Here is a 24,432-nt window from a genome sequence, read left to right on the forward strand (position 1 = left end):
CAAGCAAAGAAGCAAAGCATGAACACAAGCAAAGGACGCAACGTCGTCGTCGTGGGCACCCAGTGGGGTGATGAGGGCAAGGGCAAGCTGGTGGACTGGCTGACTGAAAGTGCCCAAGGCGTGGTGCGCTTCCAGGGCGGTCACAACGCCGGTCATACCCTGGTCATCAACGGCGTGAAAACCGCGCTGCACTTGATTCCCAGCGGCATCATGCGCGCGGGCGTGACTTGCTACATCGGCAACGGCGTGGTGCTTTCCCCGGCCAAGTTGTTCGAGGAAATCGAAGGCCTGGAAAAGGCTGGCGTTGAAGTGCGCTCGCGCCTGCGCATCTCCGAGGCCTGCCCGCTCATCCTGCCTTTTCACGCCGCGCTGGACGTCGCCCGCGAGGCAGCGCGCGAACAAGGTGGCACCGAGAAGATCGGCACCACCGGTCGCGGCATTGGCCCGGCCTACGAGGACAAGGTCGCGCGTCGCGCCTTGCGTGTGCAGGACCTCAAGTACCCCGAACGTTTCGCCGCGAAGCTGAAGGAACTGCTGGCCTTGCACAACCATGTGCTGTGCACCTACCTCGGCGCGCGCGAATTTGCCTTCCCGCCCACCCTGTCGCCCTACATCAAGGACGGGCAGGTTCAGTTCGAACCGGTGTATACCGAAGCGATGCGCCATGCCGAGTTGCTGCGTCCGATGATGGCCGATGTCTCGCGCGAATTGAACGAAGCTCACGACAAGGGCCAGAACCTGCTGTTCGAGGGCGCTCAAGGCACCTTGCTCGACGTGGACCATGGCACCTACCCCTATGTCACTTCCAGCAACTGCGTCGCTGGCAATGCGGCGGCCGGCGCGGGGGTGGGGCCGGGCATGTTGCACTACATCCTGGGCATCACCAAGGCTTATTGCACGCGCGTGGGCGGCGGGCCTTTCCCGACCGAACTGGAATGGGAAGTTCCCGGCACGCCCGGCTATCACATGAGCACGGTGGGCGCTGAAAAGGGCGTGACCACTGGCCGGTCGCGCCGCTGCGGTTGGTTCGATGCCGCCTTGCTCAAGCGCAGCGCGCAAGTCAACGGCCTTTCGGGCTTGTGCCTGACCAAGCTCGATGTGCTCGATGGCCTGAAGGAACTGAAGCTGTGCACTGGCTACGAGCTGGACGGCGAGACCATCGACATCCTGCCCATGGGCGCGGATGAGATCGCGCGCTGCAAGCCCATCTACGAAACGATGCCTGGCTGGAGCGACAGCACCGTGGGCGTGACGGAGTACGACAAGTTGCCGGTCAACGCGCGGCTGTACCTGCAGCGCATCGCGCATGTGACGGGCGTGCCCATCCATCTGATTTCCACCAGCCCGGATCGTGATCACACGATCCTGATGAAGCACCCCTATCTGGCTTGATGCTTGCCAAGCAGCTCCCCACCAAAGAGGAACCCGCGACCATGTTGACCGAAGACGGCAAGCACCTGTACGTGAGCTCCGTGGAATACCACGACCTCATCGAGAAACTCGCGATCCAGGTCCACCAATCGGGCTGGCAGTTCGACACCATCCTGTGCCTGGCGCGAGGAGGCATGCGGCCTGGCGACATTCTTTCTCGCATCTTCGAGAAGCCCCTGGCCATCATGTCCACGAGCTCCTACCGTGCCAATGCGGGCACCACCCAAGGGCATCTGGACATCGCGAAGTACATCACCACGCCGCAAGGTGAGATTGCCGGTCGCGTGCTGCTGGTCGATGACTTGGCCGATTCCGGCCACACCCTGGAAGCCGTGGTGCGCATGCTGCGTGACCACTACAGCCCGATCACCGAACTGCGCACCGCCGTGATCTGGACCAAGGCGCGCTCGACGTTCCAGGCGGACTATTCCGTCGAATTCCTGCCCACCGATCCGTGGATTCATCAGCCTTTCGAGGGCTACGACAAGATGCGTCCCAGCGAGTTGCTGGCGAAGTGGAAGGTGTAATTTCTCGCGCCCGCGCCCGGTGCCGCCGTTGATGGTGCAGACTTAGCCCAGGGCGCGGTGCGCGGTCGCGTTGATCAGCGCGCCGCCGATCAACAACCAAGCAAACAGTACACCGGCCAGCAGCAGGGGCTTCATGCCCGCTCGACGTATTGCCCCGGCATGGGTCGTCAAACCCAGTGCGACCATGGCGGCGGCGAGGATCCAAGTGCCCAACCACACGAAGGCTTGAAGCATTGCGGGTGGGATCAAGCCGTGTGCCAAGTCCAGCGAGCGTAAACCGGCGATGGCGATGAAGCCCAGCGCGAACCAGGGCACATGGACTTGAGCTTGGCCATGGCGGTGGCCAGTCAACTCAGTTCTTGATTGGGGTGACTTGATGTCTGCCAAGGGCTGAGTCTCATGTCCGGCTGCAGGATGCCGCGCCAGCCACCAAGACAGGCCCAACAGGAAGGGCGCGAGCATGAGCACGCGGATCATTTTGGTGATCACGGCGCTGTTCGCGGCCTCCGGCCCCAGGGCCTGGCCCACGGCGGCGACCTGCGCCACCTCGTGCACCGTGGAGCCCGTGTACAGGCCAAAGGCCCAGGCGCTGACGCCCCAGCTCTTGGCCAAGACGTAGAGCACGGGGTACAGCACCATCGCCAGCGTGCCAAACACCACGACGGTGGCCACGGCCACCGCAACCCGTTCCGCCGACGCCTTGAGCACGGGGGCGGTGGCCAGCACAGCGGCGGCGCCGCAGATGGCGCTTCCCGCACCCACCAGCGTCGCGCTTTGCCGGTCCAGTTTCAGCCAGCGCCGTCCTAGGAACAAAGCCAAGGCGAAAGTAGACAGCAGCACGGCGGCGTCTGATGCCACGCCCACCCAGCCCACGGCGGCGATGTCTTGGAACGAGAGTCGCAAGCCAAACAGCACGATGCCCAGCCGCAGGAGCTTTTGCTTGCTCCAGTCCACGCCAGATTCGACCGGCTCGCGCAGCGCGGGGTAAACGGTATGCCCCAGCAGCAAACCGAGGGCGATGGCCAGCGTCAAAGCCGACAGCCCCAGCCGCTGCGCCCAAGTGTGTGAGGCCAAGTGCATCGCCAGGGCCGAGACCAGCAGCGTGAGCATCAGGCCGGGCAAGGGGGTGAAACGCAGGCCCGCCAGGAGCGGCTTCAACGGAGACAGGCGCCGTGCAGGGGACCTGGCAGTGGAAGAGTGCGCGGGAACGGGACGGGCCATGCGCCGAAGATACCGATGACCCCCTGAAAAGGGAAACGCATAATAATTCTTTGTTTGATCGGCTTAACTTATCAATCTCTCGGGTCGTGACCCAGACAGGACTTGCTCATGGCGGTGCGATTCACCTTGCGCGAACTGGACGTGTTCTGTGCCATAGCCCGGCAGGAAAACGTCCATCGGGCGGCCGAGACCCTGGCCCTGACCCAATCCGCCGCCAGCCAGGCCCTGGCTCGCTTGGAAGAGTCCCTGGGTCGGGCCTTGTTCGACCGACACGGCCGTCGCCTGGTGTTGAACGAAAACGGGCGCCTGCTGTTGCCGCGTGCCCAAGCCTTGCTAGACCAGGCCGAGGAGCTTCCCGGCCTGCTGGGCGTGGGAGGAGAGGGCAACAGCGCACCGTTCTCGCTTCAGATCGCCGCCAGCACCACCATCGCCAATTACCTAGTGCCGGCCCAGCTCGCCGCCCTGCGGCGCGCGCACCCGCAGGCGCGCGTGGCCTTGACGGTGGGCAACACGGGCGAGGTGGTCGCTGCCGTGGCCGCGCTGGAGGTCGATTTCGGCCTCATCGAAGGTCCTAGCCATCATCCTCAGCTGCACATCGAGCCCTGGCGGGAAGACGACCTCATCGTTTTCGCGGCCGCCACACATGCCTTGGCCAGCGGCAACCCCTCCCTTCAAGACCTGGCCGACGCGCCCTGGTTGCTGCGCGAGGCGGGCAGCGGCACGCGCGAAGAGGTCGAACGCAGCCTGCTGCCCTTGCTTGGGCGCTTGAACGTGGACATGGAACTCGGTGATTCCGAGGCCATCAAGCGCGCGGTGGCCGCCGGCCTGGGGGTGAGCTGCCTGTCGAGCAGCGTGGTGGCCGATTTGCTGGCGCAGGGGGCGGTGGTGGCCCTGACCGATCGCGTGCCGGGTCTGCCGCCGCTCAAGCGCATGCTGCATTGCATCCGTCATCGGGACCGCGCGATCACCCGGGGCACGGCGCGTTTCCTGGAGATCGCCGCAGCCGACACCCGCTAGCCGCTACCATCAGCGCATGTGCCCTCATGATCCGTCCCTGAATCTCCCGTCTCCCAACCTTGCCACCCAGCTGATCCACCACCCGTATCAGCCGCCAGAGGATTTCTCCGCCCCGCAGCCCGGTGTGTTCAAGGCCTCGACCGTGTTCTTCCCCAGTGTCGCCGCCATGCGCAGCCGGGAGTGGAAGCACAAGACGGGCTACACCTATGGCTTGCACGGCACGCCGACCAGCTACCTGCTGGAGGAGCGGCTGGCCACGCTGGAAGGCGGCTTGCAGACCTTGCTGGTGCCCAGCGGCTTGTCGGCCATTGCCTTGGCGAGCCTGTCCCTGCTCGCCCAAGGCGACGAGGTACTGCTGCCGGACAACGTCTACGGCCCCAGCAAGGCCCTGGCCGAAGGCGAACTTAAGGACTGGGGCATCAGCCACCAGTTCTACGACCCCATGGACCCGCGCGATCTGGCACGGCGCATCACGGACCGGACCCGCCTGGTCTGGCTGGAGGCTGCGGGCTCAGTGACGCTGGAGTTTCCTGACTTGCCTGAACTGCTGCGCATCTGCCGTGCCGCGCCCCAGGTGAGGGTGGCCCTGGACAACACCTGGGGTGCCGGCCTGGCCTTCAACGCCTTCGACATCGCTCCGGGCCTGGGCGTGGACCTCACCGCCCATGCGCTGACCAAATACCCCAGCGGCGGTGGTGACGTGCTGATGGGGTCCGTCGTCACCCGCGACGAGGCCCTGCACCTGCGGTTGAAGAACACGCACATGCGCCTGGGCCTGGGCGTGGGCATGAACGATGTGGAGGCCGTGCTGCGCAGCCTGCCCAGCATCGCGTTGCGCTATGCCGCGCACGACCGGTCGGCGCGACGACTGGCGCGCTGGTGCCTGGATCGCACGGAGTTTTCGCAGGTGCTGCATCCAGCGTTCCCGGATGCGCCCGGCCATGCGCATTGGAAGGCCGTGTGCGGCGGCTCTTCGGGGGCGGATCAGACGCTTGAGGGCCGAGCGGCAGGCTTGTTCAGCGTGATGTTCGATGCCCGCCATGCCAGCGCACAAGTGGACGCCTTCTGCGACGCCCTGCGCCTGTTCAAGCTGGGCTACTCCTGGGGCGGTCCCGTCAGCTTGGTCGTGCCCTATGACCTGAACACCATGCGCGAGCGCTGGCCCGCGCACCTGAAACCCGGCACCTTGGTGCGCTTTTCGGTCGGCTTGGAAGCGGTGGAAGATTTGCAGGCGGATTTAGAGCAGGCGCTTCGTCACGTGTCCTGAGGCTTGCCTCGACACTGGCCCGACCTTCGCCTTCGGTGACTTGCTTTTCGCGCGGGCGCCTGCACTGGGTTTTCCTGAGTCGACAGGGAGTGGGTCGCGTCATTAGGCTTGCGGCCATGGCTGAACACGAACCGTCCGAAACCCAACGCCCTCCGATCGCCTCTGCGCATGTTCCGGTGCCCACGGCGCCGTCGTCGCCAGCTGCGGAGTCGGCCCCTCGGCGTGACATCGTCACGCTGTCATTCGCCGACCCTTTGCGCTGGCTCGCGCGCGGCTGGCGCGACATGCAGTCCGCCATGGGCATCGCGCTGTTCTACGGCTTTTGCTTCTGGGGCATGGCGCTGAGCCTGAGTGCCGTCTTCCTGCACTTGCCCCTCTACACCATGTCCCTGGTCTCGGGGTGCCTGCTGGTCGGACCTTTTCTGGCCATGGGCTTGTACGAGGTCAGCCGACAGCGAGAGCAGGGCCGGGCGACCGATCTTGCGAGTTCGCTGACCTGCTGGGATCGGCACCTCGGCAGCATGGCCTTGCTGGTGCTCGTGCTGCTCTTGCTGGAGCTGCTCTGGGGGCGTGCCTCCCTGGTGGTCTTCGCCGTGTTCTTTAACACCGGCATGCCGTCCACGGCTGGGGTGCTGCAGGCGGTGTTCAATCCTGACAACTGGGCCTTCGTGGCGGTCTATGCGGCCGTGGGCGGTGTCTTTGCTGGCCTGGTCTTCGCTACCTCCGTGGTTTCCATTCCCATGATCCTGGACCGCGACACCGACGCCATCTCGGCCTCGATCACCAGCTTGCAGGTCTTCTTTGGCAACTTGGCCGTCATGCTCTTCTGGGGCGCCTTGATCACCGGGCTGGTCGTGCTGGCCTTCATCCCCTGGGGTTTGGGTCTGTTGATCATCGGGCCCTGGCTGGGGCATGCCACTTGGCATGCTTACCGCGGCTCGGTGCGGTGGCTGGACTGAAACACCTTCCGGCTTTTTCACCGAGCCTCGCTTGAGGTTCTCATCTGCGCCTTCGCTTGTTCTCGGAGCAGCAGGGCCTCATGCCAGAATCGTCCCCATGTCCGACGCCTTTTTGAGCTGCCATCGCCTCGTCAAGCGCTATGGCGAGAGCACTGTTGTCCAAGACCTGAGCTTGGAGATCCGCTCCGGCGAATGCCTGGGGGTGATCGGTCCCAACGGCGCGGGCAAGACCACGACCCTGCGCATGTGTCTGGGGCTCACGACGCCGGACAGCGGCCATGTGCAGGCCTTCGGGCTGCGCATGCCGCAAGACGCCCATGCCATCAAGGCGCAGCTGGGCGTGGTGACTCAGTACGACTCCCTGGACCCGGATTTCTCCTGCGCCGAGAATCTACTGGTGTTCGGCCGTTACTTCGGCATCAAGACCGCGGCCATGCGGGCGCGCATCCCGGCGCTGCTGGATTTCGCGGCCCTGGCCCACAAGGCCGACGCCAAGCCGGGTCAGCTCTCGGGCGGCATGCGGCGGCGGCTTAGCCTGGCGCGCGCCTTGGTGAACGACCCCAAGCTGCTGATGCTGGACGAGCCCACCACCGGCCTGGACCCGCAGGCCCGCCACCTGATGTGGGAGCGGCTGCAGCAATTGCTGCAGCAGGGCAAGTCCATCCTGCTGACCACGCATTTCATGGACGAGGCTGAACGCCTCTGCGACCGCCTGCTGGTCATCGACCATGGACGCAAGATCGCCGAGGGCAAACCCCGCGAGCTGATCGCCGCGCACCTGGAGCCTGACGTTGTCGAGGTCTACGGCGTGAGTGGCGAGGGCCAGGCGCAGGCCCTGGCGCACGGGGATGCCCACGCGTCCCTGCGCGCGCTGGCCAGCCGGGTCGAGGTCAGCGGCGAGACGGTCTTTTTCTACACGCAGGATGCCGCGCCCCTGCTGCAGGCGCTGGCCCATGCGACTGGTCTGCGCAGCCTGCACCGGCCAGCCAATCTGGAGGACCTGTTCCTCAAGCTCACCGGCCGCCAGATCCGGGAGGAAGGGTGATGAAGACCCACATGCAACCGACGGGGAAGTCAGTCGCTTTCCTCCCTCCCGCGCTGCGCTGGTGGCCCATCTTCCTGCGCAACCTGCTGGTCTGGCGCAAGCTGGCCCTGCCCAGCCTGGTGGGCAATGTGGCCGAGCCGCTGATCACCCTGGTGGCCTTCGGTTATGGCCTGGGCGCGCTGATCGGCACCGTGCCTTGGGGCGGGTCGGGACAGGCCGTGCCCTACCTGGTGTTCCTGGCCAGCGGTTCGATCTGCATGAGCGCCATCAACGCGGCCACCTTCGAGGCCATGTTCTCCGCTTTCTCGCGCATGCATGTGCAAAAGACCTGGGAGAGCATCATGAACGCGCCCATCGACCTGCGCGACGTGCTGCGGGCCGAGATGCTGTGGGCCGCCTTCAAGGCACTGTTTTCAGCCACCGTCATCCTGGTCGTGATGGCGGCGCTGGACATCAGCCGCAGCCCCATGCTGCTGTTGGCCTGGCCGGTGCTGCTGCTGGCGGGCGTGGTCTTCAGCAGCATCGCGCTGATCGTGAATGCCCTGGCCAAGGGCTACGACTTCTTCACTTACTACTTCACCCTGGTGCTCACGCCCATGACCTTCCTCTCGGGTGTGTTCTTCCCGCGCGAGAACCTGCCAGCCTGGCTGCATATGGTGTCCGAGTGCCTGCCCTTGACGCATGTGGTGGAGCTCGTGCGCCCGCTGTTCCTGGGGCATTGGCCGGCTCAGCCTTGGCTGCACCTGGCGGTGCTGGTCGTCTATGGCTGGGTGGCCTGGCGCATCGCCCTGGCCCTGACGCGCAGGCGGTTCAGGACCTGACTGGGACCAAGCCAGCTGCTTGGCAGCAGGTCCGCGCAACGGAAGGCGCTTGCCTCAATCCACCAGCATCTGCCGAGCCAGTTCCTGCATGGCCGCCATGGAGCGGTCACGCGGATGCAGTTGCGGCGCATCCGCGAAGCGCGCGAAGTTGCGCAGGCTCGATTGCTGGTAGCCAGGGTCGTAGTGCGTGCGCAGCAGGTCGCGCACCACTTCCTGCAATTGGCCGGCCTGGACTTGGCTCTGCCACTGCGCCACGGTCTTCTTGCCGCGCAACTCGGTCAGCGCGTCCAGCCGGGCGCAGAAGTCCGCGGCGTCCTGGGCGTAATGCGGATAGTCTTCCAGCAGCAGGGCCACGCGCTCGTCTTCGGGCAGCAGCAGGTGCAGGCATGGCGCGGCGCGCATCGCCGCCATCAGTGCATCCGGCACGGCCAGGTTGCCGACCTTCTTGCTTTCGCTCTCCACGTACACAGGGCGTGCCGGGTCGAAACGGCGTAACGCGTCCCAGATCTGCGTGTCGAAGGCCTTCTGCGTGGGCTGCGGTTGGCCGGGCAAGGCGCCTAGTACCGAGCTGCGGTGGCGGGCCAACGCTTCCAGATCCAAGGTCTGTGCACCGGCCTCGTGCAGGGCGTGCAACAGCCGTGTCTTGCCGGAGCCGGTCGCGCCACAGATCACGCGCCACTCCAGCGCCGTTGCTAGCCGTGGCATGTCGGACAGCAGGGCGTTGCGAAAGGCCTTGTAGCCGCCGTCGATGCGGGTGACGTAAAAGCCGATCTCGCCCAGGATCAGGGCAAGCGAACCGCTGCGCTTGCCGCCGCGCCAGCAGTACACCAGGGGCTTCCAATCCTTGGGCTTGTGCAGTACCTCGCGCTCGATGTGGGCGGCGATGTTGCGCGCCGCGATCATGGCGCCGCGCTTGCGCGCCTCAAAGGGGTTGCCACGGTGCAGCAGGCCCACTTCATGCCGTTCGGCGTCGTTCAGCGTGGGCCAGTTAAGGGCGCCGGGCAAATGGTCTTCGGCGTATTCGCTTTCGCTGCGTGCATCCAGCAAGGCATCGAAAGCATCGAGACGCCGCAGGGCTTCCTCCGCGGACAAGGTGTGCAGCATGGTGTGTGCCGGTTCAGAGCAGCTTTTTCAGCTCGGGCCAGACATTGCCCAGCATGATGGGGTGCGCCTCGGCGGTCGGATGGATGCGGTCAGCCTGGAACAGTCGAGTCGGTTCGGGGCCGTCCGCCACGCCTTGCAAGAAGAAGGGCACGAGACCGGTTTTTTCGGTGCGTGCCACATCGGCGTACAGCGCGGCGAAACGGCGGGCGTAGTCCGCGCCATAGTTGGGGGGCATCTGCATGCCCACGAGCAGCACGCGCGCCCCGGCCTGCTTGGCTTGCTGGGCCATCCAGGCCAAGTTGGACCGGGTCGCGTCCAGGGACAGTCCCCTGAGTGCGTCATTGCCGCCCAGCTCGATCACCACCACGCGGGGTTGGTGCTGCTTGAGCAAGGCCGGCAGGCGCGAGCGTCCGCCAAAGGTCGTGTCGCCGCTGACGCTGGCGTTGACCACGCGCAGGCCGGGCTTTTCGGTGCCGAGTTTTTTCTCGAGCAAGGCGACCCAGCCGCTACCGCGCGCCAGACCGTATTCCGCGCTGAGCGAGTCACCAACGACCAGCACCGTCGCGCCAGAGGCGGGCGACGCCGCTTGGGTTTGCGCAAGCAGTTGCAGGTGGAAAGTCCCCATGAAACCGCCCAGCAGCAGGGCCGCGATACAGTAGCGGCGCGCCGTCAGCTGACCGGCTTTCCAAAAACGCCAAGCAGAAAAATCCTTCATGTCCGAATCCACGACTCCTGTTGATTCCAATCCCGTCATCGCCGTGGACCATGTCGTCAAGTCCGTCAGCGATTCGACCGGCCAGCTCGATATTCTGCGTGATATCCACTTCAGCGTGGCACCGCGTCAGACCCTCGCACTCGTGGGTGCTTCCGGCTCGGGCAAGAGTACCTTGCTGTCCATCATCGCTGGCCTGGACACGCCCAGCAGCGGCACGGTGCGCCTGGCGGGCGAGGATCTGTTTGCCTTGAACGAGGACGAGCGCGCCGCGCTGCGCGCGCGCAAACTGGGCTTCGTGTTCCAGAGCTTCCAGTTGCTGGCGCACCTGAGCGCGCTGGAAAACGTGATGTTGCCGCTGGAGCTCGCGGGCCGCAAGGACGCGCGCAAGACGGCGACCGAGATGCTGGCGCGCGTGGGTTTGGGGGCGCGTCTGAACCACTATCCCAAGCTGCTGTCTGGGGGCGAACAGCAGCGCGTGGCGCTGGCCCGTGCCTTCGTCGTGCAGCCGGCCGTGTTGCTCGCGGATGAGCCGACCGGCAGTCTGGACTACGCGACCGGCGAGAAGGTGATGGAACTGATGTTCCAGCTCAACCGCGAGCAGGGCACGACCTTGGTGCTGGTCACGCACGACAAGGGCATCGCGGCGCGTTGCGAGCGGCGGATTGCCATCGATGCGGGGCGCGCACACGAGGCAGTTTGAACGAACGAGCCCGATAAGACCCATCGGGACTGCACGGCTCAACTTCAATCGGCTGCCTTGCTGCCTGCAGCGCCGATAATGGCGCCCATGTCTGCATCTCCCAAGGTTCTGTACGGCTTTCATGCCGTGGGCGTGCGTCTCAAGACGGCGCCAACTTCCATCCTCGACATCTATTACGATGCCTCGCGCCGCGATGCGCGCATGCGCCAGTTCATCGCGCGAGCCCAAGAGGCGGGTGTGCGCCTGATCGAAGCGGACGGCCTTCGCTTGGCCAAACTCGCCGGCAACCATGGCCATCAAGGCGTGGCGGCACGGGTGCAGCCCATCGAATTGGCCCGCAGCTTGGACGATCTGTTGGACGATTTGGTCGGTCCGCCACTGCTGCTGGTGTTGGATGGCGTGACGGACCCGCACAACCTGGGTGCCTGCTTGCGCGTGGCCGATGGTGCCGGCGCGCACGCCGTGATCGCTCCCAAGGACCATGCCGTGGGACTCAACGCCACCGTGGCCAAGGTCGCCAGCGGTGCTGCCGAAACCGTGCCCTATTTCATGGTGACCAATCTGGCGCGCACCCTGGGAGAGTTGAAGGAGCGCAACATCTGGTGCATTGGAACCAGCGATGACGCGCCCCAGACGCTGTACCAGTCCGATCTGAAGGGGCCAACCGCGCTGGTGCTGGGTGCGGAAGGCGAGGGCATGCGGCAGCTCACGCGCAAGACCTGCGATGCGCTGGTCAGCATCCCGATGAAGGGCGGCGTGGAGAGTCTCAATGTGTCCGTGGCCAGCGGCGTTTGCCTCTACGAGGCCTTGCGCCAGCGCACAGGCTAAAGAAAAGGCCGCGACGTTCGAACCCGCCTCAGGCGGTGACGTCGAGCAGGCGACCGTTCATTTGCCCCAGGGTGTTCAAGGTGGGGCGTGGTGCTTCTTCAGCAGGATCGGGAGCATTGTCCGCGGAGGGCTCCGCCGCCGTGCGCGGCGGGTCGCTTTCGGTCGCGCGCACACGGTCGTTCGCACGCACCGCTTGGTCGCGGGCAGTCTGGGTTTGCTGCTCCAGCTGAGCCACCAGGTTAGCGGCTTGGCTGGCTTCGCGCCTGGCTTGTTGCAGCTTGGTTTGGTAAAGGTTGAGCTGGCTACTGACACTGGCGGTGCCACTGTTCAGAGACGGTAGAGCCATGACCATGGTGGAAGAGCCGTTGACTGGCGTCAATTCAAGGTGTGATCACCGAACCAACCGCGCGGGTGCGTTCCAGTGCGGAGCGCGTCAAGCCGATTCGTTGACCAGCCGACCCGTGGTTTGACCCTGGGAATTGACCACGGGTCGTGACTCCTGGGGTGCGGGGGCGCTTTGCTGGGGCTGTTGCTCACTGGTCTCGGAGGCCTCTGTGGCTTGAGTCCGAGCGCTCTCGACTTCCTCGGCCTGACGTGCGGAGGCGTCCTGCTGGGGGGCGACGTAAGCCGCCGTGTTGATGGAATTGGCGTTGACGCTGCTGACGGCCATGATGGACTCCTCTGGCTGAGAATGGACTGAAATCTTAGCCCCCCCGGCTGGCTTGTCAACCCGAGGGGATTTGGCCGCTCAGACGCGGCTGGGTCCGCAATCGACCTGTGCCTCGACTCTGCGGCGGGCTGGTCGGGCACGCTGCCTGATCGTCGGCCCCTTGTCAGCCTCGTGCCTGAATGAGAGTGAGTGCTTTTCGCTGATTCTGCACTGCGCGAGTGACTGCAAAATCGCTCCATGAAGAAAGCATGCCTGATTGGCGTGGCGGCGTTCCTGCTGCATGCCATGCAATTCTCGGCCGCCCAGGCTCTTCCCGAAGATCTGGTGGACGAGGATGCCTCCCCAAGCCCCCGCTCAACTGGCGATCCTGTTTGGACCGCCAACATTGGCGCGGCATCGTCCTCGACGTCGGGCAACGCGCGGACCCAGAACGTCAATCTGGTGCTGGATGCTCAGCGACGCACCGAGGCCAACAAGCTGTCCATCAACGCCGAATTCGTCGAAAGCCGTTCCGAAGTCGTGAACGAGGAGACCGATACCCGGCGCGAGACCACCACGGCGTTCCGCGAATTGGTGGGGTTGCGCTACGACCACAACCTCTCCGAGCACGTGTTTGCTTTTGGGGGCATGGAGTTCAGCCACGACCGGATTGCGTTGCTGGATCTGCGGCAGGTCTACAGCAGCGGTTTCGGTTACCAGTTTCTGCGCGGCCAGAGACACGCCTGGGATGTTCTGGGGGGCTTGTCTTACCGTCAAGACGAATACCTGAAGCAGGGCGTCGAAATTGACGGCGAGCCGCGGATGCAACTGCACGTGTACGAGTTGATGATGGGGGAGGAGTCCACCCACCATCTCACCCGAGCCGTTCAATTCCAGCAGAAACTCACGGTGAATCGGAACATCGGGGAGATCGAAGGCACGCGCGGTCAGCTGGACATGGGAGTGCAAATCGCCCTGAACCGCACCTTGAGTTTCAGCATGAAATTGCAGCGGCGTTACGACGGCATGGCGCATGCGCCCGTGCAACGCTTCGACACCCTGGTCTTCACCGGCATCAACATGCAGTTTGGCGGCTGATGCGCGTGGACGGGGTCGTGCTGGTCGCCCCCGGGCGCGCGGCTCAAGAGGCCCTGCGCAGTGCCTGTCGCCATCCGCCACTCAGCACATAGCGCGGAAATGTCACCCACTGCTCCAGCAGTATGCGCCCCAACGCATTGGACAGGCTCGAGAACGGCACGGAAGGTTGGGCTTCCTTGCCGTGACCGATGCCTTGCACGCCGAACGCCAGCAAGGACCCCACGAGCGCGCCCAGCCCCAGCGGCCATTGAGCTGTCAGGACGGCAAGGATCAGCAGCACATTGCCGGCCAGGAAGGCCGGCACGGCCACGATGTGGATCAAGAGGTTGAGTCGCGAGGCGTGGTACTTTGAGTAGTCTTGCCACTGCCAGCGCAGAAGTTCAGCGGGTGTCATCAAACAACTCCTGGTTGAGGGGTCTCAGCGGTAGGGCCAGGGGCTCAGATCCCGCCGGGAGGTAATACGACTTCCAGCAGGCGGTCCAGTCCACCCGACTGAATGGCGACCATGGCCTGTTCTCTTACCTTGGGCTTGGCGTGGTAGGCCACGGAAAGTCCGCCCGCTTCAGCGCACGCGGCCATCATGGGCAGGTCATTGGCGCCATCGCCCATGGCAATGGCCTGCCGTGGCGAGATGCCAAGCTGCGCGCAGATCTGCAGCACGGTGCGACGCTTCTCCGCTCCATCGCAGATGTCGCCCCAGGCTTGGTCGACCAAGCGGCCGGTGAGTTTGCCCTCTTGGATTTCCAGCTCATTCGAGCGCGTGTAGTCGATGCCGAGCAATCCTTGCACATGCTCGGCGAAATGGGTGAAGCCACCAGAGACCAACAGCACTTTGAGCCCAGCCTGCTTGCAGGCGCGGACCAACTCGGCCGCGCCCGGGTTCAAACGCAGGCGGTCGCGCTTGACGGCATCGAGGTCCGCCAAGGTGACGCCTTGAAGCAAGGCCACGCGGCGGCGCAGACTGTCCTTGAAGTCGGTGATCTCGCCGCGCATCGAGGCTTCAGTGATGGCCGCGACCTCGGCCTTGCGGCCCACGGCGTCAGCGATCTCGTCCACGCACTCGATGTTGATCAGCGTGGAGTCCATGTCGAAGGCGATGAGCTTGAAGTCACTCAGGGTCAGTGGCGGTGTGAAGCCTTGCAGCAGCAGGCCGGGGGCGTGTTCGATGGCGACAGTCATGGTTCAGTGCTTCGGAAGGTAGAGGGTGTCTGACCAAGTGGCCAGCCACTGGGGGCGGTAGGCCACGAAGATCGCTGTGAGCAGACCGGTGACCACGGCATCTGCCCAGGCCATCAGCCACAGCGCGACCCAGGACAGCTCGCCGCCAATGTTCGGCAGCGTGTGACCGGCGGCTTGCGCCAGCAGACGGGCGGCGAAAATACACAGGGCCGTGCCCAGAAAGCCGCGTCCCAGAATGTAGATGAAAGGATGGGGCGGCAAGGTACGGCGCAGTACCGCGCCCAAGCCCAGCGCCAGGGTGGCAGGCACCAGGCCCTGCCAGAGCAGCAGGCTCAAGGCCTGCGCGCCAGAGATGCTGGTGACGGCCCAGGTGATGCCGGCCACCAGCGTGAGCACGGGCATGGCCAGCGGCCAGCCCAGGCACAGCAGGGCCAAGCAGGCACCGGACCACGGCAGTTGCAAGGGCACAGCGTGCCAATGCGGTAGAGCCCAGAACAAGGGCAGCAGGGCGAGGGTGGCGAGCACGGGCGTCTGAAGGCCGTTTCGCGCCAGCATGCGCCAGGGCCGTAGCCACAGTGCGGTCAGCACCAGCACCATGGCGAGCGCGAATTCGTTCGGAATGCTCATGGCGTGGATGGGGCGGCAGCAGCAGCGATAGGCTGACCCAGCGAACGCAGCACATCACGCACGAGATGCGCGCGCGCCTTCGCGTCCGGCAGTTCGCGCTCGATGCGCAGCTTCTCGTTGCCCACCAGCTTGATGTGCTTGTTCTTGCGCACCAGCTCGATCACCTTCATCGCGTCCACGGGCGCGTCAGCGCGGAAGGTGATGTTGATGAGCTGGGGCGTGGCGTCCACCTTCACCACGCCATAGGGTTGGCTGATGACGCGCAGGCGGTGCACGTCGATCAGCGTCTGCGCCTGGGTCGGCAGCTTGCCGAAGCGATCCACCAACTCTTCCAGCAATGCGTCGATCTGCTCGGTCTTCTTCGCGGTGGCGAGCTTCTTGTAGAAGCTAAGGCGCATGTGCACGTCGCCGCAGTAGTCGTCGGGCAGCAGGGCGGGCGCGTGCAGGTTGATGTCGGTGGCAGCGCTCATGGGCGCCAGCAGGTCCGGTTCTTTGCCTTCCTTGAGGCTGCGCACGGCTTCGCTCAGCATCTCGTTGTAGAGCTGGAAGCCCACCTCCAGCATGTTGCCGCTCTGGTTCTCGCCCAGCACCTCGCCCGCGCCGCGGATTTCGAGGTCGTGCATGGCGAGGTAGAAGCCGCTGCCCAGTTCTTCCATGGCCTGGATGGCGTCCAGCCGCTGCGCTGCCTGCTTGGTCAGACTTTCCTTGTCCGGCACCATCAGGTAGGCATAGGCCTGGTGGTGACTGCGGCCCACGCGTCCGCGCAACTGGTGCAACTGGGCCAGGCCGAACTTGTCGGCGCGGCTGATCACGATGGTGTTGGCCGAGGGCACGTCGATGCCGGTCTCGATGATGGTCGAGCACAGCAGCAGGTTGGTGCGCTGGGCCACGAAGTCGCGCATCACGGCTTCCAACTGGCGCTCGGGCATCTGGCCGTGGGCCACGCCGATGCGCGCCTCGGGCAGCAGTTCCTCCAGACGCGCGCGGCGGTTCTCGATGGTTTCGACTTCGTTGTGCAGAAAGTACACCTGGCCGCCGCGCTTCAATTCACGCAGCACGGCTTCCCGGATCACGCCCTTGTCTTCGTTGCGCACGAAGGTCTTGATGGCCAGGCGTCGTTGCGGCGCGGTGGCGATCACGCTGAGGTCGCGCAGGCCTTCGAGCGCCATGCCCAGGGTGCGCGGAATCGGGGTGGCCGTCAGCGTGAGCACGTCCACCTCGGCGCGCAGGGCCTTGACGGCTTCCTTGTGGCGCACGCCGAAACGGTGCTCCTCGTCGATGATGAGCAGGCCCAAGTCCTTGAACTTGGTGTCCGCGCTCAGCAGCTTGTGCGTGCCGACCACGATGTCCACGCTGCCGTCGGCCACGCCTTTGAGCGCCGCGTTGATTTCCTTGGTCGAACGGAAGCGGCTCATCTCGGCCACCTTGACCGGCCACTTGGAGAAGCGGTCCACCAGGGTTTGGTAGTGCTGCTCGGCCAGCAGCGTGGTGGGGGCGAGGAAGGCGACCTGTCGCCCACCGGTGACAGCCACGAAGGCGGCGCGCAGCGCGACCTCGGTCTTGCCAAAGCCCACGTCGCCGCAGACCAGGCGGTCCATGGGCTGTGGGCTGATCATGTCCTGAATCACTGCATGGATGGCCGCTTTCTGGTCGGCGGTTTCCTCGAAGCCGAAGTCGTTGGCGAACTGCTCGTAATCGCGTGCCGAGAAGCGGAAGGCATGGCCTTCGCGCGCCGCGCGGCGCGCGTAGATGTTCAGCAGTTCGGCGGCCGCGTCGCGGATCTGTTGCGCGGCCTTGCGCTTGGCTTTCTCCCACTGGCCGCTGCCCAGCTTGTGCAAGGGCGCTTCGTCGGCGCTGACGCCGGTGTAGCGGCTGATGAGCTGCAACTGGCTCACGGGCACATAGAGCACGGCCTGGTCGGCGTATTCCAGGTGCAGGAACTCCTGCGGCGCGGGGGATCCGTCGGGGTTCTTCGCGCCCACGTCCATGTTGATCAGACCGCGGTAGCGACCAATGCCGTGACTGGCATGCACCACCGGGTCGCCCACGTTGAGCTCGGACAGGTCCTTGATCAACGACTCGACGTCGCTGACCTGTTCCTGCTTCTTGCGGCGGCGCGCGCCCGAACTGGTCGCGAACAGCTCAGTCTCGGTGACGAAATCCAGCGCCTCCTGCGTCCAGGCGAAGCCCTGCTGCAAGGCGGCGGTCGCGATGCCCAGGCGTTCCTTGCTGGCGCGGAACTCCTCCAAGGTGTCGAAGGCCGGCGGAACCACGCTGCTGGCGCGCAGGAAATCGAGCAGGCTTTCGCGCCGGCCGTCGCTCTCGGCCAACAGCAGCACGCGGTGCTGGGTGTTGCGCAGGTGGTCCTTGAGCTTGAGCAGGGGGTCGTCGGTGCCGCGCGCGGCGGTCACCTCGGGCAAGCGGTCGAACTCGGCGAAATCCGGCGCCTCCTGGCCACTGCCTGCCGCTTTCAGGGCAAGTTGCGCATGCGCGTTGGCCAGGGTGAAGAACTGTTCCGCGTTCAGGAACAGGTGCTCGGGCGGCATGGGCGGGCGCTCGGGCTCGCCCTGGGCCAGACGGTAGCGGTCCTGGGTGTCGGTCCAGAAACGCCGCAGCGCGGGTTCGATGTCGCCATGCAGCACCAGCGTGGCGCTTTGTTGCCGTCCACCGCTCAGGTAGTCGAAGACCGTGGCGGTCTGCTCGAAGAACAAGGGCAGGTAGTACTCGATGCCCGCCGTGGCCACGCCATTGCCCATGTCCTTGTAGAGCCGGCTCTTGGTCGGGTCGCCTTCCAGCAGTTCGCGCCAGCGGCGGCGAAACAGCGCGCGCGAGCCTTCGTCCATCGGAAACTCGCGCCCGGGCAGCAGGCGCACCTCGGGCACGGGGTAGAGGCTGCGCTGGCTGTCGGGGTCGAAGGTGCGGATGCTGTCCACCTCGTTGTCGAACAGGTCCACCCGGTAGGGCACGGCCGAGCCCATGGGGAACAGGTCGATCAGGCCGCCACGCACCGCGTACTCGCCGGGACTGACCACCTGGGTGACGTGGTTGTAGCCGGCCAGGGTGAGCTGGCTGCGCAGTGCGGCTTCGTCCAGCTTCTGCTTGACCTTGAACTCGAAGGTGGTGGCCGCCAAAAAGCTGGGCGGCGCCAGGCGGTAGAGCGCGGTGGTGGCTGGCATCAGCACCAGGTCGATGGCGTCTTGCGGCTTCACCGAGCCCGTGCTGCTCTGCCCCGTGTTGTAGAGGCGCCAGAGCGTGGCCAACCGTTCGCTGATCAGGTCCTGGTGCGGGGAGAAGCTGTCGTAGGGCAGGGTTTCCCAATCGGGAAACACCGCGCAGCGCAGGGTGGGCGCGAAGAAAGCGATCTCGTCGATCAGGCGTTGCGTGTCAGTCGCGTCGGCGCAGACGACAGCCAGCAGTCGCCCAGCCTCTTTTTCCCTGTGAGCCAGCTGGGCGAGCAGCAGCGCGTCGGCGGAGCCGGGCGGGCGGGGCAGGGTGTGGCGCTTGCCGGTTTGAAGCTTGGGGAGTTCCATCGGGTGCATAAAACGCGAAAACCCCCTGCGCCGTTTGCAGGGGGTGTGGCGGGATTTTAGTGGGTTGGCGTTTCGCGTGCCCGGACGCCCTTGGGGTCGCGTTGCCTGGGTTGGCATGGGCGAGCCATGGGAAAATGCCGCCCATTCCATGACAGCTCTCGTGCCCCAGTTCCACGTCCTGATTCCCTGCGCCGGCACCGGCACCCGTGCAGGCGGCTCCCTGCCCAAGCAGTACCAAGCCGTCGCGGGTCAGGCGCTGGTGCTACACACACTGGCGGCTTTTGCCGCGGTCGCGGCATCACAGCCTTCGTTGCGGCAGGTGCTGGTGGTTGTGGCGCCGGGCGACACCTTTCTAAGTTCGACATCGGCCTGGTCGGTGGTGCCTCAAGGAGGCGCGACCCGCGCCGACACGGTGGCCCAGGGCCTGGCCGAGTTGCGCGCGCGGGGGGCGCGGGACGAGGACTGGGTGCTGGTGCACGACGCCGCGCGCTGCCTCATCACCCCGGCGCAGATCGACGCACTCATGGTCGCCTGCGCCGACGACCCGGTGGGCGGTTTGCTCGCCTTGCCACTGCCCGATACCCTCAAGCAGGCCGGGGTGGATCGCGAGAATGCGCGGGTTCAGGCCACGCTGGATCGCGCCGACAAATGGCTGGCGCAGACACCTCAGATGTTCCGCTTGGGGCAATTGGCCCAGGCCCTCGCCCAGGCCCTGGATCAGGCGGCGCAGGGCGCCGCCGCCGTGACCGATGAGGCCAGCGCCATCGAGGCTCTAGGCCTCGCGCCGCGCCTGGTGCCCGGCAGCGCGCAGAACTTCAAAGTGACTTATCCCGAGGATTTCGCATTGGCCGAGGCCGTGCTGCAAGCGAGAAAGAAAAGCGCATGAGCATTCCAGAGATGAGAATCGGTGAGGGCTGGGACGTGCACCAGCTGGTCGAGGGGCGCCCCCTCATCTTGGGGGGCATCCAGGTGCCGTACGCCAAGGGCTTGCTGGGTCATTCGGACGCGGACGCCTTGCTGCATGCCATCACCGATGCGCTGTTCGGTGCGGCGGGCCTGGGTGACATCGGTCGCCACTTTCCTGACACCGATCCCCGTTTCAAAGGCGCGGACTCCGGCGTGCTGCTGGCCGAGGCCAGCGCGCGGGTGCGGGCTCAGGGCTGGCGCGTCGCCAACGTGGACAGCACCATCGTCGCCCAGGCTCCCAAGATGGCGCCGCACATCCCCGCCATGCGCGCGCGCATCGCCGCGCTGCTCGGGCTGGAGGAGACCCAGGTCAATGTGAAAGCCAAGACGGCCGAGAAACTTGGGCCCGTGGGCGAGGGCTTGAGCATCGAGGCGCGAGCCGTGGTGCTGCTGCTGCGCTGAAGCCGTTTGATCTGCCCCCGGTGCGGGGCGGCCGCGATCCGCACGCGCTGCTGCGTTGACTCCTTGGCCTTGGGCCTTGGGCCTGTCGCTGCTTCTGTATCGATCTATTTCGCTTGCCGCAGCTCGATGCGGGTGCTGAAGCCGCCCAGGCTGCTGTTGCCCACGCCGAAGCGTCCGCCCATGCGGCGCAGAGTCTTCTCCACGATGGCCAGGCCCAAGCCGGCCCCCGTCGCGGCGGTGCGCGCGGTGTCGCCGCGGTAAAAGGGCTTGGTCAAATTGGGCAGATGCTCGGGCGCCACGCCGGGACCATGGTCGCGCAGGCGCAGTTGCACCCAGGGCTCACGCGCGCGCACCCCGATGTCCAGCGTGGTGATGCCGGTCTCCGGTGTCTTGCCGTAGCGGCGCGCGTTCTCCACCAGGTTGGAGATGACTCGACCGAGCTCGACCGCGTCGGCCATGACCCAGAGGTCCGCGGGCAGATCGATGTTGAAGCGCATGTCCTCGCGGTGTTCGAAGGCGTAGAGGCAACTCCGGATCACCTCGTTCAGGTTGACGCGCTCCAGCCGCACGTGGTCTGGCCGCGCGTAGTCCATGAATTTGTCAATGATGGCGTCCAGCTGCTCCAGGTCCGCCACCATGTGTGCGCGCGCGTCGGTGTCGGCCACGCTCATCTCGGTCTCCAGCCGCAGGCGCGACAAGGGCGTGCGCAAGTCATGGCTGATGCCGGCCAGCATCACGGCACGGTCCTGATCCAGCTTGGCCAGGCGCTGAGCCATGCGGTTGAAACCGATGTTGACCTGGCGTATCTCGGCTGTTGGCACACGCTCGTTCAGGCGGCTGGCCTCGAAATCGCCCTCGCGGATGCGGCTGGTGGCGAAGGACAGTTGCTTGAAGGGTTGGTTGATCAGGTGAGCGACGAAGGCCGCGCCGGCCAGCGACAGCAGCACCCCCACCACCAGCCAGAGCAGCCAGACGCCCTGACGTGTTTCGCTTTCGAGCAGGTTGAGCGTTTCCAGCCAGGTCAAGGTACTCGCGCCGAGCAGCAGGCTGATCAGACCGAAGGTACGCCAGAACAAGCTGAGACCGCTCGCAGGGAAAAATGGCACGTCAACGGCCGCCGCATCGTCAAGGTCGGCCGCGCCATGCCCAGGCTGTTGGGAGCGCGACAGTGACTCACGGGGTCGTTCTGGGACCGCCTTGGGCCGGGTGAGGTCAGCCGGGGTCTCGGTTTTGTCGCTGGGTTTACCAACGTTGTCTTCCTTCAGCCAGGCCAGCCAGCGTGCCGTGGTCGGATCGGCCGAGGCCAGGGGAACGCCCAGCTCGGCGGCCCGGCGTATCGCTTCGTCGGAATCCGGGCCATCGCCTAGATCGTGATTCAGAGCCATCGCCGAGGCAGGTCAGTGGCAGTGGATGGGCCGGCGCGCTTCAATGCGCGCCATCCGGAACGAAGACGTAACCCACGCCCCAGACGGTCTGGATGTAGCGCGGGGACGCCGGGTCCAGCTCGATGAGCTTGCGCAAACGCGAGACCTGCACATCCAGGCTACGGTCAAACGGCTCGAATTCCCTGCCGCGCGCCTGCTGTGCCAGTTTTTCGCGCGACATGGGCTGGCGCGGGTGCCGCACCAGGGCCTTGAGCATCGCGAACTCCCCCGTGGTCAGGGGCAACTCCTCGCCGTCCTTGCGCAAGGTGCGGGCGCTGAGATCGAACACATAGGGGCCGAAGGCCACAACCTCCTGCTCGCTCGAGGGTGCGCCCGGCGCTTCCGGCGCGGGGCGGCGGCGCAGCACGGCGTTGATGCGCGCCAGCAACTCGCGCGGGTTGAAGGGCTTGCCCAGGTAGTCGTCCGCGCCGACTTCCAGACCCACGATGCGGTCCACGTCTTCCACCTTGGCCGTCAGCATGATGATGGGGGTGCGATCGTTCGCGGCGCGCAGGCGGCGGCAAATCGAGAGACCGTCCTCGCCGGGCATCATCAGGTCGAGCACGATCAGGTCCACGGATTCACGCAGCAGGATGCGCGTCAGCGCCTTGCCATCCTCGGCCAGAAAGACCTCGAATCCCTCCTGGGTCAGGTAGCGGCGCAGCAGGTCACGGATGCGGGCGTCGTCGTCAACGACCAAGATCTTGTCGGTACGGCTGTTGGATGGGGTCGTCATGGCACGGACAGAAAAGTTGTAATTCGTCGAAATGACGGAAATAGGAAAAACCGCACGGTTGTGGCCGGGATTGTGCCGCCGACCGCTTGCCTACAGCCAGCGAGCGACCAACCCTTTTCAGAATGTTACAAACGGTTAGGGTCCCGGGTATCGCAGGCGACCGTGGCCCGCGCTGATTCGGCGCGTCGCGTCCGGGTGTTACTGGGCAGCCCAGCCGCCATCCATGTTCCAAGCCACGCCCCGTACATTGTCGGCCGCGGGCGAGCAGAAGAACACGGCCAGAGCACCCAGTTCCTCGGGGGTGGTGAACTGCAGGGAGGGCTCTTTTTCGCCGAGCAGCAGTTTGGTCGCCTCGGCGTTGCTGAGATGGAGGGCTTGGGCCTTCGCGTCCACCTGCTTCTGAACCAGGGGGGTGAGCACCCAGCCGGGGCAAATGGCGTTACAGGTCACACCAGTGGTTGCGTTTTCCAGCGCCGTGACCTTGGTCAGGCCCACCAGGCCGTGCTTGGCCGCGACATAGGCGGCTTTCTCGGCGGACGCGACCAAGCCGTGCACCGAGGCCACGTTGATGATGCGGCCCCAGCCCTTGCCGGCGTTGGCGGCCTGCATCGCGGGCAGGGCCAAGCGGGTGGCATGGAAGGCAGAACTGAGGTTGATGGCGATCACGGCATCCCAGCGCTCGGGCGGGAAATGCTCGACCCGCGCCACATGCTGGATGCCCGCATTGTTGACCAGGATGTCGACCCGACCAAAGCGCTGGGCGGCAAACGCCATCATCGCCTCGATGTCGGCGGGGCAGCTCATGTCCGCGCCGTGGTAGTCCACTTCGACGCCCAGGGCTTCGATCTCATGTTTCGGGCCTTGCGCGTCACCGAAACCGTTCAGCACGATGTTCGCGCCCTGTTGCGCCAGGGCCTTGGCAATGCCCAGTCCGATACCGCTGGTCGATCCCGTGACGAGGGCGGTCTTGCCTTTCAGCATTTTTGTCTCCATTCCGCTGGGGGGTAAATCGATGAATTAGGATGATGCCATGCGCGGGCCCCCGAACCGCGCGTCCCCGCAAATCGCGCACCATGACCGAACCCAAGCTCAACCATGTCTCTTGCCCCGGTGCCGCCGTGGGCAGCCGTGACGGAACCCACCGCATGGCCTATTGGCAATGGGGGCGGGACGATGCACCCCACGTGGTGCTCTGTGTGCACGGCCTGTCGCGTCAGGGACGCGATTTCGACGTGCTGGCGCGTGCCTTGCTCGATGCGGCCGGGGGGGCTTCGGGTGATCTGCGCATCGTCTGTCCGGACGTGGTCGGCCGTGGGCGCAGCGATTGGCTGGCCGATCCCATGGGCTACCAGATTCCTGCGTACGCGATGGACATGGCCGTCCTGCTGGGCGCTTTGAAACCGGTCACGCTGGATTGGCTGGGCACCAGCATGGGAGGCCTGATTGGTTTGGCCTTGCTGGGGCAGGCCGCCTTGCAGCCCGCGGCGCTGCCGGTGACCCTTCCGATCCGCAAGCTGGTGCTCAACGACGTCGGCCCCGTCATCGCCTGGGCCGCGTTGCAACGCATCGGCACCTACCTCGGTGCCCCCCTGCATTTCGACACCGTGGAGCAAGCCGCCGAGGCCTTGCGCCTGATTTCCACCGGCTTTGGACCGCACACGCGCGAGCAGTGGCTGGATCTGACCCGCCCCATGCTCAAGCCCGCGCCGCGGCAGGCGGACAAGGGTGCGGGGTATGTGCTGCATTACGACCCGGCCATTGCCGCGCCTTACCGGCAGATGACCCCCGAGACCGCGGCCGCGGGCGAGGCCTTGCTGTGGCAGATGTACGACGCCATCAGGGCCGACACCTTGCTGTTGCGCGGACAGGATTCTGATCTGCTGTCCGCCGAAACCGCGCAGGCCATGGCCCGACGCGGCCCCAGGGCACGGGTGCTGGAGTTCGCGGGCGTGGGGCATGCACCGACCCTGGTCGCTGACAACCAGGTGCACGCGGTGCGAGAGTTTTTGCTGGGCTCTTGATGGCAGAGCAGCATGAAAAGTCAGACCGCTGAACGAGCGGCGGAGCGCGCCGAATCCGCGGCCGCTCTGATCACCGTCGCCACCGACGCCGCACCTGCGGGCGCATCCGCACCCTCGCTGGCTGGCTCGGCCATTGCGCGCGCGCGCGCCTTCGCCGAGCCACTG

25 protein-coding genes are annotated in these 24,432 nt (G+C 65.6%); 13 read left to right on the plus strand and 12 right to left on the minus strand.

What is annotated here, in order from left to right; translation table 11 throughout:
* Positions 1–18: 18 nt before the first annotated feature.
* Together HGR_RS09400 and HGR_RS09405 are read left to right on the plus strand one after the other, a co-directional pair.
* On the plus strand, positions 19–1,392 hold the full coding sequence (locus HGR_RS09400) for an adenylosuccinate synthase (protein ID WP_006297987.1): 1,374 nt from the start codon (positions 19–21) through the stop codon (positions 1,390–1,392).
* Between the two features lie 41 nt (positions 1,393–1,433).
* Positions 1,434–1,958 (plus strand): phosphoribosyltransferase, encoded by a 525-nt coding sequence (locus HGR_RS09405; RefSeq protein ID WP_006297988.1) that lies wholly within the window; start codon positions 1,434–1,436, stop codon positions 1,956–1,958.
* Between the two features lie 42 nt (positions 1,959–2,000).
* Here the strand turns inward: HGR_RS09405 and HGR_RS09410 are convergent, their stop codons facing one another.
* Positions 2,001–3,116, minus strand: a complete 1,116-nt coding sequence (locus HGR_RS09410) for a YeiH family protein (protein ID WP_006297989.1) — start codon at positions 3,114–3,116, stop codon at positions 2,001–2,003.
* A gap of 171 nt (positions 3,117–3,287) precedes the next feature.
* Between HGR_RS09410 and HGR_RS09415 the strand changes: the two genes are divergently transcribed.
* The 5 genes from HGR_RS09415 (at position 3,288) to HGR_RS09435 (ending at position 8,288) form a co-directional block, all read left to right on the plus strand.
* Positions 3,288–4,196, plus strand: coding sequence for a LysR family transcriptional regulator (locus HGR_RS09415; protein ID WP_006297990.1), 909 nt, complete (start codon positions 3,288–3,290; stop codon positions 4,194–4,196).
* 16 nt (positions 4,197–4,212) lie between these two features.
* Positions 4,213–5,463, plus strand: coding sequence for a PLP-dependent transferase (locus tag HGR_RS09420; RefSeq protein WP_039853080.1), 1,251 nt, complete (start codon positions 4,213–4,215; stop codon positions 5,461–5,463).
* A 116-nt stretch (positions 5,464–5,579) separates the two neighbouring features.
* Positions 5,580–6,422, plus strand: coding sequence for a DUF2189 domain-containing protein (locus HGR_RS09425; RefSeq protein WP_006297992.1), 843 nt, complete (start codon positions 5,580–5,582; stop codon positions 6,420–6,422).
* Positions 6,423–6,519: 97 nt separating this feature from the next.
* Positions 6,520–7,467, plus strand: a complete 948-nt coding sequence (locus HGR_RS09430) for an ATP-binding cassette domain-containing protein (protein ID WP_006297993.1) — start codon at positions 6,520–6,522, stop codon at positions 7,465–7,467.
* Positions 7,467–8,288: an ABC transporter permease gene (locus HGR_RS09435; RefSeq protein ID WP_006297994.1), complete on the plus strand. Its 822-nt coding sequence runs from the start codon at positions 7,467–7,469 to the stop codon at positions 8,286–8,288. The genes HGR_RS09430 and HGR_RS09435 overlap by 1 nt, the downstream gene beginning before the upstream one ends.
* Positions 8,289–8,342: 54 nt before the next feature.
* Here HGR_RS09435 and mnmH read toward each other — a convergent pair whose 3' ends face one another.
* Both mnmH and HGR_RS09445 read right to left on the minus strand, forming a co-directional pair.
* A complete protein-coding gene (gene mnmH, locus HGR_RS09440; RefSeq protein WP_006297995.1) occupies positions 8,343–9,392 on the minus strand; it encodes a tRNA 2-selenouridine(34) synthase MnmH in 1,050 nt (349 codons plus the stop codon).
* Positions 9,393–9,405: 13 nt separating this feature from the next.
* On the minus strand, positions 9,406–10,107 hold the full coding sequence (locus tag HGR_RS09445) for an arylesterase (protein ID WP_006297996.1): 702 nt from the start codon (positions 10,105–10,107) through the stop codon (positions 9,406–9,408).
* Between HGR_RS09445 and HGR_RS09450 the strand changes: the two genes are divergently transcribed.
* Together HGR_RS09450 and rlmB are read left to right on the plus strand one after the other, a co-directional pair.
* Positions 10,106–10,807 carry an ABC transporter ATP-binding protein gene (locus HGR_RS09450; protein WP_006297997.1) on the plus strand — a complete coding sequence of 234 codons (702 nt, stop codon included), beginning with the start codon at positions 10,106–10,108 and terminating at the stop codon, positions 10,805–10,807. The genes HGR_RS09445 and HGR_RS09450 overlap by 2 nt on opposite strands.
* 87 nt (positions 10,808–10,894) lie before the next feature.
* Complete coding sequence (gene rlmB, locus HGR_RS09455) at positions 10,895–11,635, plus strand: 23S rRNA (guanosine(2251)-2'-O)-methyltransferase RlmB (RefSeq protein ID WP_039853095.1); 741 nt, start codon at positions 10,895–10,897, stop codon at positions 11,633–11,635.
* A gap of 28 nt (positions 11,636–11,663) precedes the next feature.
* Here rlmB and HGR_RS09460 read toward each other — a convergent pair whose 3' ends face one another.
* Positions 11,664–11,987, minus strand: coding sequence for a hypothetical protein (locus tag HGR_RS09460; protein ID WP_006297999.1), 324 nt, complete (start codon positions 11,985–11,987; stop codon positions 11,664–11,666).
* A gap of 81 nt (positions 11,988–12,068) precedes the next feature.
* The gene (locus tag HGR_RS09465; RefSeq protein ID WP_006298000.1) at positions 12,069–12,305 is read right to left on the minus strand and encodes a hypothetical protein; all 237 of its coding nucleotides are present in this window, start codon (positions 12,303–12,305) and stop codon (positions 12,069–12,071) included.
* A 237-nt stretch (positions 12,306–12,542) separates the two neighbouring features.
* On the opposite strand from HGR_RS09465, the gene HGR_RS09470 reads away from it, so the two are divergent.
* A complete protein-coding gene (locus tag HGR_RS09470; RefSeq protein ID WP_006298001.1) occupies positions 12,543–13,382 on the plus strand; it encodes a DUF481 domain-containing protein in 840 nt (279 codons plus the stop codon).
* A gap of 43 nt (positions 13,383–13,425) precedes the next feature.
* Here the strand turns inward: HGR_RS09470 and HGR_RS09475 are convergent, their stop codons facing one another.
* The 4 genes from HGR_RS09475 to mfd are packed head-to-tail and all read right to left on the minus strand — an operon-like array spanning position 13,426 to position 18,718.
* Complete coding sequence (locus HGR_RS09475) at positions 13,426–13,776, minus strand: Mpo1-like protein (RefSeq protein WP_006298002.1); 351 nt, start codon at positions 13,774–13,776, stop codon at positions 13,426–13,428.
* Positions 13,777–13,820: 44 nt separating this feature from the next.
* Positions 13,821–14,561: a phosphoserine phosphatase SerB gene (gene serB, locus HGR_RS09480; RefSeq protein ID WP_006298003.1), complete on the minus strand. Its 741-nt coding sequence runs from the start codon at positions 14,559–14,561 to the stop codon at positions 13,821–13,823.
* A 3-nt stretch (positions 14,562–14,564) separates the two neighbouring features.
* Positions 14,565–15,188, minus strand: a complete 624-nt coding sequence (locus HGR_RS09485; RefSeq protein WP_006298004.1) for a hypothetical protein — start codon at positions 15,186–15,188, stop codon at positions 14,565–14,567.
* Positions 15,185–18,718, minus strand: a complete 3,534-nt coding sequence (gene mfd / locus HGR_RS09490) for a transcription-repair coupling factor (protein ID WP_006298005.1) — start codon at positions 18,716–18,718, stop codon at positions 15,185–15,187. Before mfd ends, HGR_RS09485 begins: the two co-directional genes overlap by 4 nt.
* A 148-nt stretch (positions 18,719–18,866) precedes the next feature.
* Here mfd and ispD point away from each other — a divergent pair, with 148 nt between their 5' ends.
* Positions 18,867–19,604 carry a 2-C-methyl-D-erythritol 4-phosphate cytidylyltransferase gene (gene ispD, locus HGR_RS09495; RefSeq protein ID WP_039853097.1) on the plus strand — a complete coding sequence of 246 codons (738 nt, stop codon included), beginning with the start codon at positions 18,867–18,869 and terminating at the stop codon, positions 19,602–19,604.
* Positions 19,601–20,086, plus strand: a complete 486-nt coding sequence (gene ispF / locus HGR_RS09500) for a 2-C-methyl-D-erythritol 2,4-cyclodiphosphate synthase (protein WP_039853083.1) — start codon at positions 19,601–19,603, stop codon at positions 20,084–20,086. Before ispD ends, ispF begins: the two co-directional genes overlap by 4 nt.
* 104 nt (positions 20,087–20,190) lie before the next feature.
* Here the strand turns inward: ispF and HGR_RS09505 are convergent, their stop codons facing one another.
* The 3 genes from HGR_RS09505 to HGR_RS09515 form a co-directional block, all read right to left on the minus strand.
* A complete protein-coding gene (locus tag HGR_RS09505; protein ID WP_006298008.1) occupies positions 20,191–21,471 on the minus strand; it encodes an ATP-binding protein in 1,281 nt (426 codons plus the stop codon).
* 40 nt (positions 21,472–21,511) lie between these two features.
* The gene (ompR, locus tag HGR_RS09510) at positions 21,512–22,246 is read right to left on the minus strand and encodes an osmolarity response regulator transcription factor OmpR (protein ID WP_006298009.1); all 735 of its coding nucleotides are present in this window, start codon (positions 22,244–22,246) and stop codon (positions 21,512–21,514) included.
* Positions 22,247–22,444: 198 nt separating this feature from the next.
* Positions 22,445–23,227: a 3-hydroxybutyrate dehydrogenase gene (locus tag HGR_RS09515; RefSeq protein ID WP_006298010.1), complete on the minus strand. Its 783-nt coding sequence runs from the start codon at positions 23,225–23,227 to the stop codon at positions 22,445–22,447.
* Between the two features lie 92 nt (positions 23,228–23,319).
* Here HGR_RS09515 and HGR_RS09520 point away from each other — a divergent pair, with 92 nt between their 5' ends.
* Positions 23,320–24,267: an alpha/beta fold hydrolase gene (locus HGR_RS09520; protein ID WP_039853100.1), complete on the plus strand. Its 948-nt coding sequence runs from the start codon at positions 23,320–23,322 to the stop codon at positions 24,265–24,267.
* The last annotated feature ends 165 nt before the right edge of the window (positions 24,268–24,432 follow it).

Source organism: Hylemonella gracilis ATCC 19624 (genome assembly GCF_000211835.1).
In the GTDB taxonomy this organism is placed as follows: Bacteria; Pseudomonadota; Gammaproteobacteria; order Burkholderiales; family Burkholderiaceae_C; genus Hylemonella; species Hylemonella gracilis.

Excerpts from the sequence above, each read along its gene's own strand:
- mfd (WP_006298005.1), bottom strand. The coding sequence starts at position 18,718 with ATGGAACTCCCCAAGCTTCAAACCGGCAAGCGCCACACCCTGCCCCGC.
- ispF (WP_039853083.1), top strand. The coding sequence starts at position 19,601 with ATGAGCATTCCAGAGATGAGAATCGGTGAGGGCTGGGACGTGCACCAG.
- HGR_RS09445 (WP_006297996.1), bottom strand. The coding sequence starts at position 10,107 with ATGAAGGATTTTTCTGCTTGGCGTTTTTGGAAAGCCGGTCAGCTGACG.
- ompR (WP_006298009.1), bottom strand. The coding sequence starts at position 22,246 with ATGACGACCCCATCCAACAGCCGTACCGACAAGATCTTGGTCGTTGAC.
- HGR_RS09400 (WP_006297987.1), top strand. The coding sequence starts at position 19 with ATGAACACAAGCAAAGGACGCAACGTCGTCGTCGTGGGCACCCAGTGG.
- HGR_RS09470 (WP_006298001.1), top strand. The coding sequence starts at position 12,543 with ATGAAGAAAGCATGCCTGATTGGCGTGGCGGCGTTCCTGCTGCATGCC.
- HGR_RS09465 (WP_006298000.1), bottom strand. The coding sequence starts at position 12,305 with ATGGCCGTCAGCAGCGTCAACGCCAATTCCATCAACACGGCGGCTTAC.
- HGR_RS09450 (WP_006297997.1), top strand. The coding sequence starts at position 10,106 with ATGTCCGAATCCACGACTCCTGTTGATTCCAATCCCGTCATCGCCGTG.
- HGR_RS09520 (WP_039853100.1), top strand. The coding sequence starts at position 23,320 with ATGACCGAACCCAAGCTCAACCATGTCTCTTGCCCCGGTGCCGCCGTG.
- mnmH (WP_006297995.1), bottom strand. The coding sequence starts at position 9,392 with ATGCTGCACACCTTGTCCGCGGAGGAAGCCCTGCGGCGTCTCGATGCT.
- HGR_RS09485 (WP_006298004.1), bottom strand. The coding sequence starts at position 15,188 with ATGAGCATTCCGAACGAATTCGCGCTCGCCATGGTGCTGGTGCTGACC.
- HGR_RS09515 (WP_006298010.1), bottom strand. The coding sequence starts at position 23,227 with ATGCTGAAAGGCAAGACCGCCCTCGTCACGGGATCGACCAGCGGTATC.
- HGR_RS09420 (WP_039853080.1), top strand. The coding sequence starts at position 4,213 with ATGTGCCCTCATGATCCGTCCCTGAATCTCCCGTCTCCCAACCTTGCC.
- HGR_RS09405 (WP_006297988.1), top strand. The coding sequence starts at position 1,434 with ATGTTGACCGAAGACGGCAAGCACCTGTACGTGAGCTCCGTGGAATAC.
- HGR_RS09435 (WP_006297994.1), top strand. The coding sequence starts at position 7,467 with ATGAAGACCCACATGCAACCGACGGGGAAGTCAGTCGCTTTCCTCCCT.
- HGR_RS09430 (WP_006297993.1), top strand. The coding sequence starts at position 6,520 with ATGTCCGACGCCTTTTTGAGCTGCCATCGCCTCGTCAAGCGCTATGGC.
- ispD (WP_039853097.1), top strand. The coding sequence starts at position 18,867 with ATGACAGCTCTCGTGCCCCAGTTCCACGTCCTGATTCCCTGCGCCGGC.
- HGR_RS09475 (WP_006298002.1), bottom strand. The coding sequence starts at position 13,776 with ATGACACCCGCTGAACTTCTGCGCTGGCAGTGGCAAGACTACTCAAAG.
- serB (WP_006298003.1), bottom strand. The coding sequence starts at position 14,561 with ATGACTGTCGCCATCGAACACGCCCCCGGCCTGCTGCTGCAAGGCTTC.
- rlmB (WP_039853095.1), top strand. The coding sequence starts at position 10,895 with ATGTCTGCATCTCCCAAGGTTCTGTACGGCTTTCATGCCGTGGGCGTG.
- HGR_RS09425 (WP_006297992.1), top strand. The coding sequence starts at position 5,580 with ATGGCTGAACACGAACCGTCCGAAACCCAACGCCCTCCGATCGCCTCT.
- HGR_RS09415 (WP_006297990.1), top strand. The coding sequence starts at position 3,288 with ATGGCGGTGCGATTCACCTTGCGCGAACTGGACGTGTTCTGTGCCATA.
- HGR_RS09460 (WP_006297999.1), bottom strand. The coding sequence starts at position 11,987 with ATGGTCATGGCTCTACCGTCTCTGAACAGTGGCACCGCCAGTGTCAGT.
- HGR_RS09505 (WP_006298008.1), bottom strand. The coding sequence starts at position 21,471 with ATGGCTCTGAATCACGATCTAGGCGATGGCCCGGATTCCGACGAAGCG.